The sequence below is a fragment of the Streptomyces sp. WM6386 genome (assembly GCF_000972385.1).
GTDB lineage: Bacteria > Actinomycetota > Actinomycetes > Streptomycetales > Streptomycetaceae > Streptomyces.
In genome coordinates, this window is the sequence record NZ_JXTE01000004.1 from 120,551 (window position 1) to 138,561 (window position 18,011).

The 18,011-nt window shown below is 71.1% G+C and carries 16 protein-coding genes; 10 read left to right on the forward strand and 6 right to left on the reverse strand.

Features of this window, described 5'->3' with window-relative positions; genetic code table 11:
- Nucleotides 1-10: 10 nt before the first annotated feature.
- The gene (otr(A), locus tag TN53_RS03920) at nucleotides 11-1,873 is read right to left on the reverse strand and encodes a tetracycline resistance ribosomal protection protein Otr(A) (protein ID WP_046256897.1); all 1,863 of its coding nucleotides are present in this window, start codon (nucleotides 1,871-1,873) and stop codon (nucleotides 11-13) included.
- Nucleotides 1,874-2,070: 197 nt separating this feature from the next.
- Between otr(A) and TN53_RS03925 the strand changes: the two genes are divergently transcribed.
- On the forward strand, nucleotides 2,071-3,024 hold the full coding sequence (locus TN53_RS03925; RefSeq protein WP_046256898.1) for a ribose-phosphate diphosphokinase: 954 nt from the start codon (nucleotides 2,071-2,073) through the stop codon (nucleotides 3,022-3,024).
- Nucleotides 3,025-3,080: 56 nt separating this feature from the next.
- Nucleotides 3,081-4,274: an elongation factor Tu gene (gene tuf / locus TN53_RS03930; protein ID WP_046256899.1), complete on the forward strand. Its 1,194-nt coding sequence runs from the start codon at nucleotides 3,081-3,083 to the stop codon at nucleotides 4,272-4,274.
- A 6-nt stretch (nucleotides 4,275-4,280) separates the two neighbouring features.
- Here the strand turns inward: tuf and TN53_RS03935 are convergent, their stop codons facing one another.
- Together TN53_RS03935 and TN53_RS03940 are read right to left on the reverse strand one after the other, a co-directional pair.
- Nucleotides 4,281-4,661 carry an anti-sigma factor antagonist gene (locus TN53_RS03935; protein ID WP_095046276.1) on the reverse strand — a complete coding sequence of 127 codons (381 nt, stop codon included), beginning with the start codon at nucleotides 4,659-4,661 and terminating at the stop codon, nucleotides 4,281-4,283.
- A gap of 207 nt (nucleotides 4,662-4,868) precedes the next feature.
- Nucleotides 4,869-5,306 carry a MarR family winged helix-turn-helix transcriptional regulator gene (locus TN53_RS03940; protein ID WP_046256901.1) on the reverse strand — a complete coding sequence of 146 codons (438 nt, stop codon included), beginning with the start codon at nucleotides 5,304-5,306 and terminating at the stop codon, nucleotides 4,869-4,871.
- Between the two features lie 103 nt (nucleotides 5,307-5,409).
- Here TN53_RS03940 and TN53_RS03945 point away from each other — a divergent pair, with 103 nt between their 5' ends.
- Entirely contained in the window at nucleotides 5,410-6,864 is a 1,455-nt protein-coding gene (locus TN53_RS03945) for an aldehyde dehydrogenase family protein (RefSeq protein WP_046256902.1), read from the forward strand.
- A gap of 30 nt (nucleotides 6,865-6,894) precedes the next feature.
- On the forward strand, nucleotides 6,895-8,001 hold the full coding sequence (locus TN53_RS03950; protein WP_046256903.1) for an NAD(P)-dependent alcohol dehydrogenase: 1,107 nt from the start codon (nucleotides 6,895-6,897) through the stop codon (nucleotides 7,999-8,001).
- Between the two features lie 6 nt (nucleotides 8,002-8,007).
- Here TN53_RS03950 and TN53_RS03955 read toward each other — a convergent pair whose 3' ends face one another.
- Complete coding sequence (locus TN53_RS03955) at nucleotides 8,008-8,961, reverse strand: NADP-dependent oxidoreductase (RefSeq protein WP_046256984.1); 954 nt, start codon at nucleotides 8,959-8,961, stop codon at nucleotides 8,008-8,010.
- 71 nt (nucleotides 8,962-9,032) lie between these two features.
- Between TN53_RS03955 and TN53_RS03960 the strand changes: the two genes are divergently transcribed.
- Together TN53_RS03960 and TN53_RS03965 are read left to right on the forward strand one after the other, a co-directional pair.
- The gene (locus tag TN53_RS03960) at nucleotides 9,033-9,992 is read left to right on the forward strand and encodes a GlxA family transcriptional regulator (RefSeq protein WP_046256904.1); all 960 of its coding nucleotides are present in this window, start codon (nucleotides 9,033-9,035) and stop codon (nucleotides 9,990-9,992) included.
- Nucleotides 9,993-10,058: 66 nt separating this feature from the next.
- Nucleotides 10,059-10,922, forward strand: coding sequence for a hypothetical protein (locus TN53_RS03965; RefSeq protein WP_046256905.1), 864 nt, complete (start codon nucleotides 10,059-10,061; stop codon nucleotides 10,920-10,922).
- Nucleotides 10,923-10,926: 4 nt separating this feature from the next.
- Here TN53_RS03965 and TN53_RS03970 read toward each other — a convergent pair whose 3' ends face one another.
- The gene (locus TN53_RS03970; protein ID WP_046256906.1) at nucleotides 10,927-11,490 is read right to left on the reverse strand and encodes a TetR/AcrR family transcriptional regulator; all 564 of its coding nucleotides are present in this window, start codon (nucleotides 11,488-11,490) and stop codon (nucleotides 10,927-10,929) included.
- A complete protein-coding gene (locus TN53_RS03975) occupies nucleotides 11,487-11,849 on the reverse strand; it encodes a DUF1304 domain-containing protein (protein WP_046256907.1) in 363 nt (120 codons plus the stop codon). The genes TN53_RS03970 and TN53_RS03975 overlap by 4 nt, the downstream gene beginning before the upstream one ends.
- Before the next feature lie 83 nt (nucleotides 11,850-11,932).
- Between TN53_RS03975 and TN53_RS03980 the strand changes: the two genes are divergently transcribed.
- The 4 genes from TN53_RS03980 (at nucleotide 11,933) to TN53_RS03995 (ending at nucleotide 18,008) form a co-directional block, all read left to right on the forward strand.
- The gene (locus tag TN53_RS03980; protein ID WP_046256908.1) at nucleotides 11,933-12,439 is read left to right on the forward strand and encodes a GNAT family N-acetyltransferase; all 507 of its coding nucleotides are present in this window, start codon (nucleotides 11,933-11,935) and stop codon (nucleotides 12,437-12,439) included.
- Between the two features lie 113 nt (nucleotides 12,440-12,552).
- Complete coding sequence (locus TN53_RS03985) at nucleotides 12,553-13,794, forward strand: glycosyltransferase (protein ID WP_095046277.1); 1,242 nt, start codon at nucleotides 12,553-12,555, stop codon at nucleotides 13,792-13,794.
- 107 nt (nucleotides 13,795-13,901) lie between these two features.
- Nucleotides 13,902-16,067, forward strand: coding sequence for an RNA polymerase recycling motor ATPase HelR (gene helR / locus TN53_RS03990; protein ID WP_199924508.1), 2,166 nt, complete (start codon nucleotides 13,902-13,904; stop codon nucleotides 16,065-16,067).
- A gap of 288 nt (nucleotides 16,068-16,355) precedes the next feature.
- Nucleotides 16,356-18,008, forward strand: coding sequence for an ATP-binding protein (locus TN53_RS03995; protein WP_046256911.1), 1,653 nt, complete (start codon nucleotides 16,356-16,358; stop codon nucleotides 18,006-18,008).
- Nucleotides 18,009-18,011: the final 3 nt, after the last annotated feature.

The window sequence follows — 18,011 nt, forward strand, 5'->3', positions numbered from 1 at the left end:
ACAACGTGCCTCACGGTGACCGCAGTTCGCGGTCACCGGAGGGGCGCGACCACCACACCCCCTCCCCGTGCGTCAGCCCCGGCAGCCGCAGCTCGGCCTCGCGTACCCGGCGGGTCGCGATTTCGCCGGTGATCGCCCATGCCGTGCTGCCGCCCGTCGTGCCGGTGAACTCGGCGCCGAGCGCGGCGAGATGGGCGGTGACCGGGGCGAGCGCGTCCAGCGGCACCTCCGTCTCGAACGCGTGGTACGGCTCGTACAGCCGGGTCCGCGCCCGCTCCAGAGCCTGGCGCAGTACGTACGGGGTGAGCCCGCGGAAGTCCGCGGCCGTGCTCAGCGGCGCGACGAAGCCGGACCGGATGAGGGTCACCCGGTAGTCCGTCACGGCTGCCCCCAAGAGCCCGGTCCGCATGCTCGTGTGGACCGTCTCCTCGATGGCCGAGTGGAACGCCCGGGGGAGTGCGCCGAGTTCCGTCTCGTACGTGAACACCCCGCCGCAGCCGCGCGGTCCCGGCTCCACCCGCAGCCCGATCGTCGCCCAGTAGCGGGTGCCGTCGTGCCACGGCCGCTCCTCGCCGGCCTCGCCGACCCCGCGCGGCCGCTCCAGGAACAGGACCCGCCCGGGTGCGAAGTCGGCCTCGACACCGAAGTCCTGGGCGAGGGTCGCGGCGAGGACCTCCATCTGGACCTCGCCGTACAGCAGGAGCGCGGTGGTGCCGGCGTCCGTCGGGCGGGCGTGGATCAGCGGGTCCTGGTCGGCGAGGGTGAGGAGCGCGGAACGCAGTCGGGCGGCCTGCTCGGGGCGGCGGGCGCTGACCTCGGTCTCCAGGGTCGGGGGTGCGAACTGCGGTGCGCGGTCGGTGAGTTCGCCGAGGCGGTCGCCGACGCGGATGCCCGTGAGACCCGTGAGCGCCGCGATGTTCCCGGCTGTGAGCGGGCCGCTGCCGCAGCCGATCACGTCGAGGTGCGTCACCCGGCCGGACACCTCACGGGTCCGGCCGTCGGCGTCGCGGCGCCGCAGCGTCAGACGTTGACGCTCCGTCACCTCACCGTCGTAGAGCCGGAGATACGCCGTGCGCTCGCCGCCCGGTCCCGGCCGGACGGCGAACACCGTGCCGCGAGGGGTGGTGACTCCGGCCGTCGGGGCGGGCGGGATCAGTCGGACCACGTTCTCGACCAGGTGGGACACACCCTGGCCGCCGAGGGCGGAGCCGAAGAGGACGGGGTGGAAGGAGCCGTCGGCCGTGTGGGCGGCGAGGGCCTTGCGCAGGTCGTCCGGTGCGGGCGCGGGGCCGTCCACGACGGCCGCGAGGAGGTCCGGATCGATGTCGGCGAGGGATTCGGCCAGTTCGTCGCCGTACCGCAGGGGCGTGACGCGGGCGTCCTTCGTCCCGAGCCCCCGGACCGCGCTGAGCGGCGCGACATGCGGGGTCAGCTTGCGGCGGATGTCGTCGAGCAGGCCCTGCGCGCGAGCCCCCGCCCGGTCGACCTTGTTGACGAAGACGAGCGTGGGCAGCCGCAGCCGGCGCAGGGTGCGCATCAGGACGCGGGTCTGCGCCTGGACGCCCTCCACGGCGGACAGCACCAGGACCGCCCCGTCCAGGACCTCCAGGGCGCGCTCGACCTCGGCGATGAAGTCCGAGTGCCCGGGGGTGTCGATGAGGTTGATCTGAGTGTCGCCGACGGTGAACGCGGCGACCGCGGAGCGGATGGTGATCCCGCGCCGCCGCTCGATGGCGCCGTCGTCCGTTCGGGTGTCGCCGGTGTCGACGCTGCCGAGCCGGTCGATCGTGCCGTGGTCGAACAGCAGCCGCTCGGTGAGGCTGGTCTTACCGGCGTCGACGTGGGCCAGAATTCCGATGTTCAGGGTGTGCATACGGGGTCGCGTCCTCAAGAACCGTGGGCCTGTGGAAGGGCTGGTGGATTCCGAGGAGTCGGCGCATGCGGATGGTCCTGACGTGAGGGAATGCGGACGTCGCCATCATGGCCTGGGCCGGGTGCCGGACCGCAACCGAATTTCCCTGTCAGTAGCATGGCTCCGGCAGCCTGGAATGATCATGCTAGGAGTGGATCGTGCGAGACATCGCCGTGTTCAGCGGTAGTGCCCACCCCGAGCTGGCGGCGGAGGTCTGCGCACATCTGGGGGTGCCCCTGAGTCCCACCCGGGTCAGCCGGTTCGCCAACGACTGTCTGGAGGTGCAGCTCCAGGCCAACTGCCGGGAGCGGGACGTCTTCCTGATCCAGCCGCTGGTCAAGCCGGTCCAGGAGAACCTCGTCGAGCTGCTGCTGATGTGCGACGCGGCCCGCGGGGCCTCGGCCCGCCGGATCAGCGTGGTGATGCCGCACTATTCCTACGCCCGCTCCGACAAGAAGGACGCACCCCGTATCTCCCTGGGCGGCCGTCTCGTCGCCGACCTGATGGTGGCGGCCGGCGCCGGCCGCGTCCTCGCGATGACGCTGCACTCGCCGCAGGTGCACGGCTTCTTCTCGGTACCGGTCGACCATCTGCACGCGCTGCGTGAACTGGCCGCACACTTCCAGCAGTACGACCTCTCCCGGACGACCGTGGTCTCCCCGGACCTCGGCAACGCCAAGGAGGCCGCCGCCTTCGCCCGGCTCATCGGGGCCCAGGTGGCCGCCGGTGCCAAGCAGCGCTACGCCGACGACCGGGTCAGTATCAGCGATGTCATCGGCGAGGTCACCGACCGGGACGTCATCGTGCTGGACGACGAGATCGCCAAGGGCAGTACCGTCCTCGAACTCCTCGACCGGCTCCGCGAGTTGAAGCCGCGGTCGATCCGAGTGGCCTGCACGCACGGTCTGTTCGCGGCGGGCGCGCTCAAGCGGATCGGCGAGCAGCCCGACGTCCTGGAGATCGTCTGCACCAACACCGTACCGGTGCCCGAGGAGGAGCGCACGGACAAGCTGCGGATCCTGTCCATCGCCCCCGCGCTCGCCGAGGCCGTGCGGCGCATTCACAACGGCGAGTCCGTCAGTGCCCTGTTCGACGCGCCGCGGAGCGAATAGACATGGAGGGGTAGCCGGGTGACGCCCGGCATCACTCAGGTGACCTGGAGGCCCCAGTGGCGAAGGCGAAGTTCGAGCGGACCAAGCCGCACGTGAACATCGGCACCATCGGCCACATCGACCACGGCAAGACCACGCTCACCGCGGCCATCACGAAGGTGCTCCACGACAGGTATCCCGACCTGAACCCGTTCACGCCCTTCGACCAGATCGACAAGGCGCCCGAGGAGCGGCAGCGCGGCATCACCATCTCGATCGCCCATGTCGAGTACCAGACCGAGCGCCGGCACTACGCGCACGTCGACTGTCCGGGCCACGCCGACTACATCAAGAACATGATCACCGGCGCGGCCCAGATGGACGGCGCGATCCTCGTCGTCGCGGCCACCGACGGGCCGATGCCGCAGACCAAGGAGCACGTCCTGCTCGCCCGGCAGGTCGGCGTTCCGTACATCGTGGTGGCCCTCAACAAGACGGACATGGTGGACGACGAGGAGATCCTCGAGCTCGTCGAGCTGGAGGTGCGCGAGCTGCTCACCGAGTACGAGTTCCCCGGCGACGACGTGCCCGTGATCCAGGTGTCCGCGCTCAAGGCGCTGGAGGGCGACGAGCGGTGGGCCCGGTCGGTGCTCGATCTGCTGGACGCGGTCGACACGGCGGTCCCCGAGCCGCAGCGCGACGTGGACAAGCCGTTCCTGATGCCGATCGAGGACGTCTTCACGATCACCGGGCGCGGCACGGTCGTCACCGGGCGGATCGAGCGCGGGGTTCTGCACGTCAACAAGGAGGTCGAGATCATCGGCATCCACGAGGCGAAGACGAGGACCACCGTCACCGGCATCGAGATGTTCCGCAAGCTTCTCGACGAGGGCCGGGCGGGGGAGAACGTGGGGCTGCTGCTGCGCGGCATCAAACGGGAGGACGTCGAGCGCGGACAGGTCGTGATCCAGCCGGGCACGGTCACCCCGCACAAGGAGTTCGAGGCGCGTGCGTACGTCCTGTCCAAGGACGAGGGTGGCCGGCACACACCGTTCTTCGACAACTACCGCCCGCAGTTCTACTTCCGCACGACGGACGTCACCGGCGTGGTGACCCTGCCCAAGGGCACCGAGATGGTCATGCCGGGCGACAACACGACGATGCTCGTGCAGCTGATTCAGCCCATCGCCATGGAGGAGGGGCTGAAGTTCGCCATCCGTGAGGGCGGACGGACCGTGGGCGCCGGTCAGGTCACCAAGATCCTCAAGTAGAGGCCTTCACAGCGAGCCGGACGTGGCCTCGGACTGTCCCAGGGCCGCGTCCAGGGTCGGGTGCGCGGGCAGCAGCCGGTGCAGGCCGGTGACCCGCATGATGCGCAGGGTGAGGGGGTGGGCGCAGACCAGGCGTAACTGGCCGTCGTGGTCGAGGACCCGGGTGCGGGCGCGGTACAGCAGGCGCAGCCCGGAGCAGTCGAAGAACTCGACCTGTCCGAGGTCGATCACGATCCGGGAGCCGTCGCGCCCGGTCACCCGGTCCAGGTACGGGACGATCTCCAGCGCCGCCGCGATGTCGATCTCGCCGCGGAACTCCAGCACCGTGTGTCCACGGTCCTGGTGGATACGCAGATGCCGGCTCAGCGGTGCAGGTTCCTGCTGCACGACGACATCGCCTCCAACCAGCTCCTCAAGCGGCGGGTTCGCAGGTCACCGGGGGCCGGGGTGACATCGTGCAGCGAGCGTACGAGCGCAGCCGTGTCCCCGGGTCCCCGAGTGAGCGCAAATCCTTGCCCCGCACTGCAAGTTACCCTCGATGGAGTGAATTTGAGCATGTTCGATTGACATATGTCTGTGAATTGAGACCGGGCCTTACGACAAGGCGTGCCAGGCCCTGGTGAGTGCCTGGCGGAACTGCTCGGTCTGGTGTGCGGTGAGATCGCGGACCATCCGCTCCTCAAGCTCCCGCACGGGCTCCTCGTGCCGGGCGAGCAGCTCGCGGGCGGTGTCGGTCAGCAGGATCAGCAACTCCCGGCGGTTGCGCGGATTCCGCTCCCGGCGCACCAGGCCGCGGTTCTCCAGTGACCGTACGAGATCGGCGATGGACTGGGCGGTGACGAACGAGTCGCGGGCCAGCTGTGCGGCCGACAGCCCGTCGTGCCGCTCCAGGACCGTCAGGGCGGTGTATTGCAGCGCCGTGATCCCGGACGGCTTGACCAGCTCGTCCAGGTGGGAACGGACGACGAGTTCCACTTGTTTGACCATGTAGAGCAGTGACGGGGCTGCCTTGGTCGCCTGGGTGTCGAGCATGAGTTCAGCCTAGAGCATTGACAGGAATCCTGTCTGTAAAGAGACTGCGGACCAACAGGAAACCTGTTTGTTGAAATCTTGGCGATGGAGCTGAGGAGCGGTGATGACCACCTTCGAGATCGAACCCGGGCGGCTGTTCATCGGGGGACAGTGGCGCGAGGCCGCCGACGGAGCGCGCACCGAGGTGGTCGACCCGTCCCGGGGCGCGGTCCTCACCACCGTCGCGGAGGCGGGCGCCGCCGACGTGGACGCGGCCGTACGCGCCGCACGGGAGGCCTTCGACGACGGCTCCTGGTCCGGGTTGAGCGGTCGGGAGCGCGGTCGCATCCTGCACCGTGTCGCGGAGCTGATCCGCGAGAACGCCGAGGACATCGCCCGCCTGGAGAGTCTCGACGTCGGCAAGCCGATCACGCTGGCGCACGCCGTCGACGTGACGAACGCGGCCAACGACTACGAGCACTTCGCCGCCCTCGCCCACACCCTGCACGGGGCCAACCGCGACACCCCCATGAACGCCCTCGCCTACACCCGGCGCGAGCCGCTCGGTGTGGTCGCCGCGATCACCCCCTTCAACTTCCCGCTGATCCTGGCCGGCTCGAAGATCGCCCCGGCGCTGGCGGCGGGCAACACGATCGTGCACAAGCCGGCCGACGAGACCCCGCTCAGCGCCCTCTACATGGCCAAGCTGTTCCAGCGGGCCGGTGTCCCCGACGGTGTGGTCAACGTCGTGACCGGCGCGGGCCCGGTCGCGGGCGAGGCCCTGCTGCGGCACAGCGGCGTCGACAAGATCGCCTTCACCGGCTCCACCGCGGTCGGCCGGCACGCCGCGAGCGTCGCCGGTGAGGCCCTCAAGCCGGTCACCATGGAGCTGGGCGGCAACGCGGCCCACATCGTCTTCGAGGACGCCGAGCTGGAGAAGGCCGTCGGCGCGATCATCAAGGGCTTCGTCTTCAACTCCGGCCAGTTCTGCATGGGCGGCCCGCGGCTGCTGGTGGCCCGCTCGGTCTACGCCACCCTGCTGGGCATCCTGGAACAGGCCGTGCCCGGCGTCCCGCTCGGCGACCCGCGGCAGCCGGAGACCGTCATCGGGCCGATGGCGGGGGAGAAGCACCTCAAGAAGGTCGAGGAGTACGTCGAACTGGCCCGCAAGGAGGGCGCCCGCATCGTCTGCGGCGGCGAACGCCTCGATCTGGACGGCGGGTTCTACTACAAGCCCACGGTCATCGCCGACCTGCCGAACGACTCGCGGGTGATCCAGGAGGAGATCTTCGGCCCGGTCCTCACCGTGCAGCCCTTCGACTCCGAGGAGGAGGCCATCCGGCTCGCCAACTCCACGCCGTACGGCCTGGCTTCGGGCGTCCAGACGTCCAACCTCGCCCGCGCCCACCGCATCGCCGACAAGCTCCAGGCGGGCATCGTCTGGGTGAACGACTGGGCGATGCTCGACCCCGCGGTCCCCTTCGGCGGCGTCAAGGACTCCGGATTCGGGCGGGAGTACGGCCCCGAGGCCCTCGCCTCCTACACCAGGACCAAGTCCGTCGTCGTCTCGCTCGACTGAACGCGCCTGAAACCAAAGGGAGTTACCGCGATGTCCATCACCACCCGCGCCGCCGTCGTCGAGTCCGGCGGAGCACCGTTCACCCTCGCCGACGTCCAACTGGACGAGCCCGGGCCGCATGAGGCCGTCGTCCGTATGGTCGCCACCGGTCTGTGTCACACGGACCTCGGTGTGGCGAGCGGCGGACTGCCCTTCCCGCTACCCGGCGTCCTCGGTCACGAAGGCGCCGGTGTCGTCGAGGCCGTCGGCCCGGCCGTCACCGGCGTCGAGCCCGGCGACCACGTCGTGCTGTCGTTCACGTCCTGCGGCGAGTGCGGCAACTGCAACGGTGGCCACCCGGCGTACTGCGCGACCTGGCTGCCGCTGAACCTCATCGGCGGCCGCCGGGCCGACGGCAGCAGCACCATCAGCCGGGACGGCGAGGCGCTGGGCGGCCACTTCTTCGGTCAGTCCTCCTTCGCCGAGAGGGCCCTGGTCGACGAGCGCAGCCTCGTCAAGGTCGACCCCGACGTGCCACTGGAGTCGATCGCCCCGCTGGGCTGCGGCGTACAGACCGGTGTCGGCGCCGTGTGGAACGTGCTGAAGCCGGTCACGGGCAGCACGATCGTGGTCCTCGGCGCCGGGGCGGTCGGCCTGTCCGCCGTCATGGCCGCCGCCCTCACGCCCGCCACCACGATCGTCGCCGTCGACCGCGTCGGCGAACGCCTCTCCCTGGCAAGGGAGTTGGGCGCCACCCACACCGTCAACGCGGGTGAGGCGGACCTCGTGGAGGCCCTCGCCGCGATCACCGGGGGACGGGGCGCGGACGGCGTGGTGGAGACCACCGGCAACGTCACCGTGCTGCGGCAGGGCGTCGACGCGCTCGGTGCCCGCGGCACCCTCGTCGTCGTCGGCGCCCCGCCGTTCGGCAGCGAGGTCGCCCTCGACGTCAACGGGCTGCTCGGCGGAAAGCGGATCGTCGGCCTCACCCTCGGCGACGCCGAGACGCAGTCCTTCATCCCGGCCCTGGTCGACCTGGTGAAGGCGGGGCGGCTCCCGCTGGACCGCCTGATCAGCACCTATCCGTTCGCGGACATCGACCAGGCGGTGCGGGACATGGGCGCGGGCAAGGCGATCAAGCCCGTGCTGACGTTCTGACCCCGGTCAGTCCACCGTCAGAACCAGCTTCCCCGTGGTCCGGCCGGTGTCGCCGAGCCTGTGTGCCTCGGCGGCCTCGGCCAGCGGGAAGGTGCCGGCGATCGCGGGCCGCAGCTTCCCCGCCTCCACCAGCTCCGCGATCGCCTCCATGCCGGACCGGTCGGCGTCGACGAGCATCCACACCGCCCGTACGCCGAGCCGCTCCGCCTCCTTCGCGTACTCGTCCTGCGCGACCGGCAGGATCGAGACGGCGAGTCCGCCCGGGCGCAGGACGCGCAGCGAGCGCACGGTGTTCTCGCCGCCGATCGTGTCCAGCACGACGTCGACGTCCTTCACGGCCTCGGTGAAGTCCGTCTCCCGGTAGTCGATCGTCTCGTCCACGCCGATCCCGCGCAGGAACTCGTGCTTGCCCGCACTCGCCGTGCCGATCACATGGGCCCCGCGCGCCTTCGCGATCTGGACGGCCACATGCCCCACACCGCCGGCCGCCGCGTGGATCAGCACACGCTGACCCGGCCGCAGATCGGCGTGCTCCACCAGCGCCTGCCAGGCGGTCAGCGACACCAGCGGAAGGGCTGCGGCCTGGACATGGTCGATCGCGGCGGGCTTGTGCGTCAGGGCGCGGGCCGGGGCGATGACGTACTCGGCGTGCGAGCCCACTCCGTACGGGTAGGGCAGCATCCCGAAGACCTCGTCGCCCGGCGCGAAGGCGGCGACGCCGAATCCGACCGCCTCGACCACGCCGGAGACGTCCCAGCCCAGGACGAACGGGGGCTCGCCCAGGAAGATGCCGGCGGCCCGGTGCTTCCAGTCGGTGGGATTGACTCCGGCGGCCCGCACCCGGATCAGCACCTCGTTGGCCCGTGGCTCGGGGCGTTCCACTTCCACTTCCTTCAGGACCTCGGGACCGCCGAGGACGTCCTGACTGACAGCTCGCATCGTCGTCTTCACAGTGCTCATGGTGATCAAGCCTGCCGAGATCCGGCCCGCAGGAAAATGGCATGATTGCCAACCTTCGATAGGATCGTGCCATGCGTGACATACAGCGGGTCGAGCGAGTCGTGGTGCTGGCCCTGGAGGGCGTCTACCCCTTCGAGCTGGGCATCCCCGCCCGGATCTTCGGCGCTGCCCAGGGTCGTTACGAGGTGCTGACCTGCACCGTCGACGGGCGACCCGTGCGCACCAACGCCGACTTCACGATCGGCGTCGAGCACGGCCCGGAGATCCTGAGGACGGCGGACACCGTGGTGATCCCGCCCATCGACCCCGTGCGTGTCACCGCCGAGCTGCCCGACGAGGTCAGCGCCGCGCTCGCGATGATCCCCGCCGGCGCACGCCTGGTCTCCATCTGCACCGGCGCGTTCGTGCTGGCGGCGGCCGGACATCTCGACGGCCGCACGGCGACCACCCACTGGCACCTGGCCGACCGGTTCCGCGCCATGTTCCCGCGGATCACCCTCGACCCCGGGGTGCTCTTCGTCGACGACGGCATGGTGCTCACCTCGTCCGGCGCGGCCTCGGGGGTGGATGTGTGTCTGCACATCGTGCGCCGGGACCACGGCAGCGAACTGGCCAACTTCGTCGCGCGGTGCTGTGTGGTCCCACCGTTCCGGGACGGCGGTCAGGCGCAGTACATCGAGCAGCCGGTGCCGGAACTCGGGGCGACGAGCACCGCCGCCACCCGGGAGTGGGCGCTGGCGCGCCTCGACGAACCGCTGACCCTGACCGACCTCGCCGCCCACGCCCGGATGAGCCTGCGCACCTTCGCCCGCCGCTTCCACGACGAGGTCGGTCTCAGCCCCGGCCGCTGGCTGATCCAGCAGCGGGTGGCCCGGGCCCGGCACCTGCTGGAGTCCAGCGACCTGCCGGTGGACCAGATCGCCGGCCAGGTCGGCTTCGCCACCGGCGCCTCGCTGCGCCAGCATCTGCACGCGGCGATCGGCGTGTCTCCGCAGGCCTACCGGCGGACCTTCCAGACTGCCGCCCACTGAAGCGAACGTTTCCCGCCCCCGCCACGTCTGAGGATCAGGACTGCGGCCGGTGAACAGGGGTGGGGGATGCGCAGAGGCTTGGTGGCACTGACGGCGCTGATGGCGGTGGCCGCCGTGGGATGCGGGTCCGAGAGCGGGACCGAGGAGGACATGGTCGTCGAGGGCGCGGCACCGCCCACGCCCTACAGCGGACCGCTGTACATCCACGGCAAGGCGTGGGACGAGGAGAAGGACGACCGCTCCGACCTCGTCGACACGGGCGCCGCGGCCCGGGCCCTGGAGTGCGACGGGGAGATCTACACGGCCGGCGGCAGTGAACCGTGGAGCAAGGGCGACGGAGGGGAGACGCCGCAGGAGGGGCTCGAGGCGTACTTCGAGATCGAGCAGCCCGACGTACCGCTCGAGGGCTACCGGGTGGAGCGCGAGGAGGGCGGCCGTGTCCTCTTCTCCTACGACGTCGGCGGCCGGACCAAGGTGGCGGTGATCGTCGCCAAGGACCGCGAGAACCGGCCGGGTTGGGGCCCGGAGACCAGCGCCTCCTGCGACCCGGCCGAGTTCCCGGCGAGCTGGACCGACTCCAAGGAGTACGAGGTCTGGACCGACCGGAACGGCAAGCGGGTGCCGATCACCGTCATCAGCAGCTCGGCCGGCGCCGCCCACTGCGACTGGCAGAAGGCGCACTTCCTGGGCACGGGGGAGGGCAGGGACAGTGTGCTGTACGCCCGCGATCCCGACGGAGTGCTCGGCGGCGAGATGCTGGAGACCCCCTACCAGGGGGACGTCACCATGCCCACGGACGCCAAGGACACCGGATACCGCCTGCGGGACTGGCGGTTGTGGCTGACGGACGACAAGGAGACGGCGTACGTCCGCACCTCTGACGGTGTGGAGGCCTGGCCGCGGGTCAAGAAGGGCATGGGCTGCGCGTGAGGCGTCACCGGCTGGCGTGCAGGGCGACCAGCAACTGCCAGACCTGGTCGGCGATGTCCTGCGGGTCGCCCTCCAGCAGTCCGTGCAGCCAGTCGCCCAGCACGCCCGCGAACGTCGCGGCGACCGCCGAGGCCACCAGCGGGGCGTCGGCGGCACCCGCGAGTTCGCGCTCGCGGAGACTGTAGGCCCGCAGGTCGCGGTGGAGGACCCGGCCCAGCGGGCCGCCGCCGCCCGGGCCGAGCAGGGCCCGGTACAGCGCGGCATGGGGGGCGAGCGAGGCGAAGAACGCCGGCAGCGCGGGCGGTGCGTGCACCGGGTCGGGCCGTCCGCGCCAGGCGTGCAACGCCTCCACGGCCTCGCGTACGACGTCCGCGCAGGCGTCGACGGCCAGCGCCTCCAGGCCGTCGTAGTGGACGTAGAACGTGGCCCGTCCGACCCCCGCCCTGCGTACCAGCGCGGCCACGCCGACCTCCGCGAGCGGGTGCTCGGCGCACTCCGCGAGCAGCGCCTCGCGCAGCTTCGCCCGGGTGCGCGCCGCGCGGGGGTCCTCCTGTGCGGTGCGGGTCACCGGGCCAGCAGGACCGCGCCCAGGGCGAGCGCACCGGGCAGGGCTTGCGCGACGAGGATGCGGATGTTGGCGGTGACCGCGCCGTACACGCCCGCGACGATGACGCAGGACAGGAAGAACACCTGGGCGCGGAAACCCGTCGGGTCGGCGGCGATCAGGCCCCACACCAGACCCGCCGCGAGAAAGCCGTTGTAGAGGCCCTGGTTGGCGGCCATCGCCGCGGTGGCCTTGGCCATCTCCCGGTCGAAGCCGTGGAAGGACATCCCCGGCTTCTTCTGCCACAGGAACATCTCCATCACCAGGATGTACGCGTGCAGCACGGCCACCAGGGCCACCAGCACGTTCGCTACCGCTGCCATGATCTCCCTCAGACTATTGGACAGGCGTCCACTATAGCTGGACAGGTGTCCAGGATGTCAGTGGCTCCCGTTAGCCTTCGGGCATGACTGATCAGGACGTGACGGTGCGGCGCGCCCGCGCGGAGGACATACCGGGACTGGTCGCCTCCAGCGCGCGGCTCTTCGCGGAGGACGGCGGCACCCGGGACGCGACCATCAACGTCGACTGGCCGCACGAGCACGCGGCGGCGTCGTTCGCGGCCGCGCTGGAGGACCCGGAGCGCCTCGTGCTCGTCGTGGACCATCAAGGACGGGTGGTGGGACACCTGATGGGTTCGGTCACCGAGGCCACGGCCAAGCGGCTGGTCAGGTCCGCGACCCTGGTCAGCATGTACGTCCGCCCCGAGCACCGGCGGGCCCGGGCCGGGGCCGCTCTGGTGACGGAGTTCCTCGCCTGGGCGCGGGGACAGGGCGCCGAGCAGGCCGAGGTGACGGCGTACGCGGCCAATACCGACGCGATCCGCTTCTATGAACGGGGCGGTTTCGCACCGCAGTTGGTCACCCTGCGGCAGGCGCTCGGAGGCGACAAAAAGAAAGGGCAAGGGGACTGAGCCCTCCTTGCCATGTTCAACATATAGCGCACCCGGGGGCTTGCGGCAAGGCCCCGGTGGTACCGCAGAATCTCCGCTCGAAGCCGGAAACGCGGAGAACGGGGAGTCACGAAGTGCGAGTTTTGTTGTCGACGTACGGGTCGCGCGGGGACGTCCAGCCGATGGCGGCGCTCGCTGTGGAGCTGCGGGCGCTCGGCGCGGAGGTACGGGTGTGCGCGCCGGCGGACGAGGAGTTCGCGAAGCTGCTGGACCGTGTCGGCGTGCAGCTGGTGCCGGTCGGCCCGTCGGCGCGTGCGCTGACCACCCAGGCGCCACCGCCGTCCGCTGCGAACCTGCCCCAGCGCGCGGCCGCCGTGCTCGCCAGCCAGCTGGAGGGGGTCACCGCGGCTGCCGACGGGTGCGACCTGGTGGTGGCGACCGGCATGATCTCGGCCGCGGCCGGCGCGCTGTCGGTGGCCGAGAAGTTCGGCATCCCTGCCGTGTCCGTCACCTTCCAGCAGCTCACCCTGCCCTCCCCGCTGCGCCGCCCGCTGGCGTATCCGGGCAGGCCGCTGCCGACGGACGTGACCGACAACCGGGTGCTGTGGAAGCTGGACGCCGAGAACATCAACGCGCTGTTCGGCGAGGCGCTCAACTCCACCCGGGCGTCGATCGGCCTGCCCCCGGTGGACGACGTCCGGGACTACGTGATCGGCGACCGGCCGTGGCTGGCCACGGACCCCGTCCTGGACCCGTGGCAGGAGACGGCGGACTTCGACGTCGTACAGACCGGCGCGTGGGCCATGCCGGACGAACGCCCGCTGCCGGACGACCTGGTGGCGTTCCTGGACGCCGGTGAACCGCCGGTGTTCGTGGGCTTCGGCAGCATGCCCATGCGTGAGTCGACGGACGTCGTCGAGGTGGCGGTCGAGGCGGTCCGTGCGCAGGGGCGCCGCATACTCGTCGGGCGTGGCTGGGCCGACCTGAGCCTGATCGACGGCCAGGACGACTGCTTCGCCGTCGGCGACACCAACCACCAGGCGCTGTTCCCCCGGGTGGCGGCCGTCGTGCACCACGGCGGCGCGGGCACCACCACGACAGCTGCCCGGGCCGGCGTGCCCCAGGTGCTGGTACCCCAGCTCGCGGACCAGCCGTACTGGGCCGGGCGGGTGGCCGAGCTGGGCATCGGCGCGGCACACGACGGTCCGACACCGACCTTCGCATCCCTGTCCGCCGCGCTCGGCACCGCCCTGGCCCCCGAGACCCGCGAGCGGGCGCGGGCCGTGGGTGACGCGGTCCGCACCGACGGGGCGGCGGTGGCCGCGAAGCTCGTCCTCGACACCATCGGCCAGGGAAAGCCCACCGCGTCCGCCTGAACCCCACGCGACGGAGCGTCGCCCGGGGCGGCCACCAGGTCCGCCGAGCCGGTCCGTACCTTTTGCCGTGCACCATGGTCACACGACCTCATACCGGAGCTGATCATTTGAACACCCTGCCCACCAGCGCGTTCGACCTCCCCGACCGTCTCGCGTCCAAGGCCGACCCGGCGCTGATCGCCGGCGACGAGCAGCACTTCGCGGCCCTCGCCGAGTGCCTCGAGCAGTCCATCGCCGAGGTGTCCGGGCAGCTCGACGCCGCGCGCAGGGCACCCGGCGGCATGGGCCGGCACGCGATGGACCGGGACACGGAGATCCACCGGTTGACCGCCCGCCTGCGCACCCTGCGCCGGTTCGGGCTCGACCTGTGCCTGGGACACATGGTCTCCGCCGACGACTCCGAGCCCCTCTACATCGGACGGCTCGGCCTGACCGACAGCTCCGGCCGCCGACTGCTGGTCGACTGGCGCTCACCGGCCGCCGAGCCGTTCTTCGGCGCCACCCACGGCAACCCGATGGGGCTGACCAGCCGCCGCAGGTACCGCTGGACCGGCGGCCGGATCAGCGACTACTGGGACGAGGTGTTCACCGCCGACGGGCTGGAGCACCATGCCGCGCTCGACGACCAGTCCGCCTTCATCGCCAGCCTGGGCAGCAACCGCTCGCCCCGGATGCGGGACGTCCTGGGCACCATCCAGGCCGACCAGGACGCCATCATCCGCGCGGGATCGCGCGGCGCACTCGTCGTCGACGGCGGTCCGGGCACCGGCAAGACCGTCGTCGCCCTGCACCGCTCCGCCTACCTCCTCCACTCCGACCCCCGCCTCGGTCACCGTCGCGGCGGCGTGCTCTTCGTCGGCCCGCACCGGCCGTATCTGTCGTACGTCTCGGACGTCCTGCCCAGCCTCGGCGAGGAGGGCGTGCAGACCTGCATCCTGCGGGACCTCGTCGCCGAAGGAGCCACGGCGGGGATCGAGGCCGACCCGGAGGCGGCCCGGCTGAAGTCGTCCGCGGAACTGGTGGGGGCGATCGAGAAGGCCGTCAGGTTCTACGAGGAGCCGCCCGCCAAGGGGATGACGGTCACCACCCACTGGTCCGACATCCCCCTGAGCGCCGACGAGTGGGCGGTGGCGTTCGACGCGGCGGAACCCGGCACCGCGCACAACGAGGCGCGCGACCAGGTGTGGGAGGAACTGCTCACCATCCTGATGGACAAGCACGAGGGCGACGTGTCGCCCGACCTGCTCCGCAAGTCGCTGCGGCAGAACAGGGAACTGCGCACCGCCTTCGACCGCGCCTGGCCGCTGCTCGAAGCGGCCGACCTCGTCGGAGACCTGTGGACGGTACCCGCCTACCTGCGGATGTGCGCCCCCTGGCTCACCCCCGACGAGGTGCGCAGGCTCCAGCGCGCCGAGGCCCAGGCCTGGACGGTGTCCGACCTGCCGCTCCTGGACGCGGCCCGGCAGCGGCTCGGCGACCCGGAGACGGCCCGGCGCCAGGTCCGGCACAAGGCCGCCCTCGCCGTCCAGCGGGAGCAGATGACGCGGGTCGTCGACAGTCTGATCGAGGCCGTCTCCAACTCGGGCGCCGACGGGGACGACGGCGAAGGCCTGGTGACGATGTTGCGCGGGGAGGACGCCAAGGTCAGCCTGGTCGACGAGTCCGAACTGGCCGCCGCCGACCCGGACCTGCTCGCGGGCCCGTTCGCGCACATCGTCGTGGACGAGGCCCAGGAGCTGACCGACGCGGAGTGGCAGATGCTGCTGCTTCGGTGCCCGTCCCGGAGCTTCACCATCGTCGGGGACCGCGCGCAGGCCAGGCACGGGTTCACGGAGTCGTGGCAGGAACGGCTGGAGCGGGTCGGGCTCGACCGGATCGAGATGGCCTCCCTGAGCATCAACTACCGGACGCCGGAGGAGATCATGGCGGAGGCCGAGCCGGTCATCCGGGCCGCGCTCCCGGACGCCAACGTGCCGACGTCCATCCGCAGCAGTGGTGTCCCGGTCGTCCACGGAGCGGTCACGGAGCTGGAGTCGGTCCTGGACACCTGGCTCGCCGCGCACGCCGACGGGATCGCCTGTGTCATCGGGGACCCCGCGTTCCGGGCGACGCCGAGGGTGCGGTCGCTGACCCCGGAGCTGTCGAAGGGGCTCGAGTTCGATCTGGTCGTCCTGGTCGACCCGGAGAAGTTCGGCCAGGGCGTCGAGGGAGCGGTCGACCACTACGTCGCGATGACCCGGGCCACCCAGCAGCTCGTCGTCCTCACCGGCTGACGCCCTCCCGCGCCCTCCTCCGGAGGGCGCGGCGCCGCCGCCGTCCGTTTTCACAACTGTGCTGGTCAGTATGGATATTTGTCGATGTGCGGTTGCTGGCTGAGCGTGACGGAACCCTCACTTCCGCCGAGCCGTGAGGTTGATCTTTTCCGGTTCAAACCCGATAAGCTCCCCTCTGGCACCGCGAGTTGACCCGATCACCATCGGTCGTCCCGCGACGCGTCCCACTCAGTGCGATTCCCCTTGCACACCCCCCGTTGTTCGATTGTGTTGCTTCGAAGGATGCAGATGGAACTCGCCACTCCGCCACCGGCGGCGCGGGCCCCTGTCGCCTGGTACGGCTGGTGGCTGATGCCACTGGCCTTGGGAGGCGGGACGGTTGCCGCCACGTTCATGAGCTCGGAGGGCATCACCGCGGCCGTCGCCGGGGCCGCCGCGACGGCGGCGAGCTCCGTGTGCGTCCGGCTCCTGGTCCGCACCCGCAAGGAGTTGCGGCGGGCCGAGGGATCCTTCCGCACCTCGCAGTCCGAGCACTCCCAGCAGTGGCAGCAGCATGTGGCTGTACTGGAGCGGAAGTTCGCCGCCGAGTACACCGCCCAGGACCACCGGCTGGCCGAGCAGTCCGCCGCCCATGAGTCCCAGCTCGCCGAGCAGGCGCGCGCCTACGAGCAGCGGCTGACCGACCAGGCCGCCTCGTATGAGTCGCAGCTCGCCGACCGGGCCGAGATCTGGGAGGAGCAGTTGGCGCACCAGCTGTCCGCGGTCGCCCGGCTCGCCGACGAGCAACTCCCCGAGGCGCTCGCGCAGTTGCGTGCCGGCGACGCCATCGACGACCTGCTGCCGGCCACCGACCAGTGCGCCAAGGTGAGCGCCGAGCTCCAGGCCGAGCTGCGCAAGGTCCTCAGGACCTCGCTGATCGGTGTCGAGCGCGAGTTCGACCGCTCGACCTCCGCAGAGCAGGCCGTGATCAGCATCGGCAACCGTATCCATGTGCTGACCAGCAAGCTCCGTGGCCGTCTGCACGAGATGCAGGGCGAGCACGGCCGACTGCCCTCCGTGGCACGCGGTCTGATGGAGCTCGACCAGGAGATCGGCCCCGCCGACTGTCTCGCCGCCAGCATCGGTGTGCTGGGTGGCTCGGACCGGCCCGGCCGGCAGTGGCAGGAGCCCCAGCGGCTGCTCAGCGTGGTCCGCGGTGGCATCGGCCGGATCAAGGAGTTCCAGCGGGTCGACGTACGCCATCTGCCCGAACTCGGTGTCGACGGCGGTCTGGTGGACCACCTCACGCTGATCTTCGCGCACCTCCTGGACAACGCGGCCCGTTACTCGCCGCCCACCGAACCGGTGATCGTCTCCGGCAAGGAGGTGCCCAACGGCGTCGGCATCGAGATCCAGGACTCCGGCAAGGGCCTGAGCGAGCAGAAGAAGCTCGAGGCCGAGCAGGCGCTGGCCGGTACCGAGGCCGGACCGGGTCTCGGCGGCATCACCGAGGACGCCACCATCGGCCTCAGGGTCGTCGGCATCCTGGCCCGCCGCTACGGCATCCGCGTCACCTTCGCGGACTCGCCCTGGCTCGGCACCTCGGTGGTCGTGGTGGTCCCGCACAAGTACTTCAGCCCGCTGCCCGCGGCAGCACCGGTGGCGCAGCCCGTCGCGCCCGCCCCCGCCAGGGGGTCGGTCCCGGAGGCGCCGGCCGAGGAAGCGGCGGACACCACACCGGGCGGACTGCCGCGGCGCCGCAGCAGGCGCGGCGAGGAGCAGCGGCAGCAGACGGCCGAGCGCACCGAGGTGGCCACGGGGACGAGCGTCTTCGCCGTCCCTCCGGACGCGTCGTTCGCCGGTCTTGCCGCGTTCGCCACCGCCGGACGCGAGTCCGAGGAGCCGGCCGGCCGGCCCGACGGCCGCGAGTCCACCGAGCACCGCACTGAAGAGAGCGACTAGTCC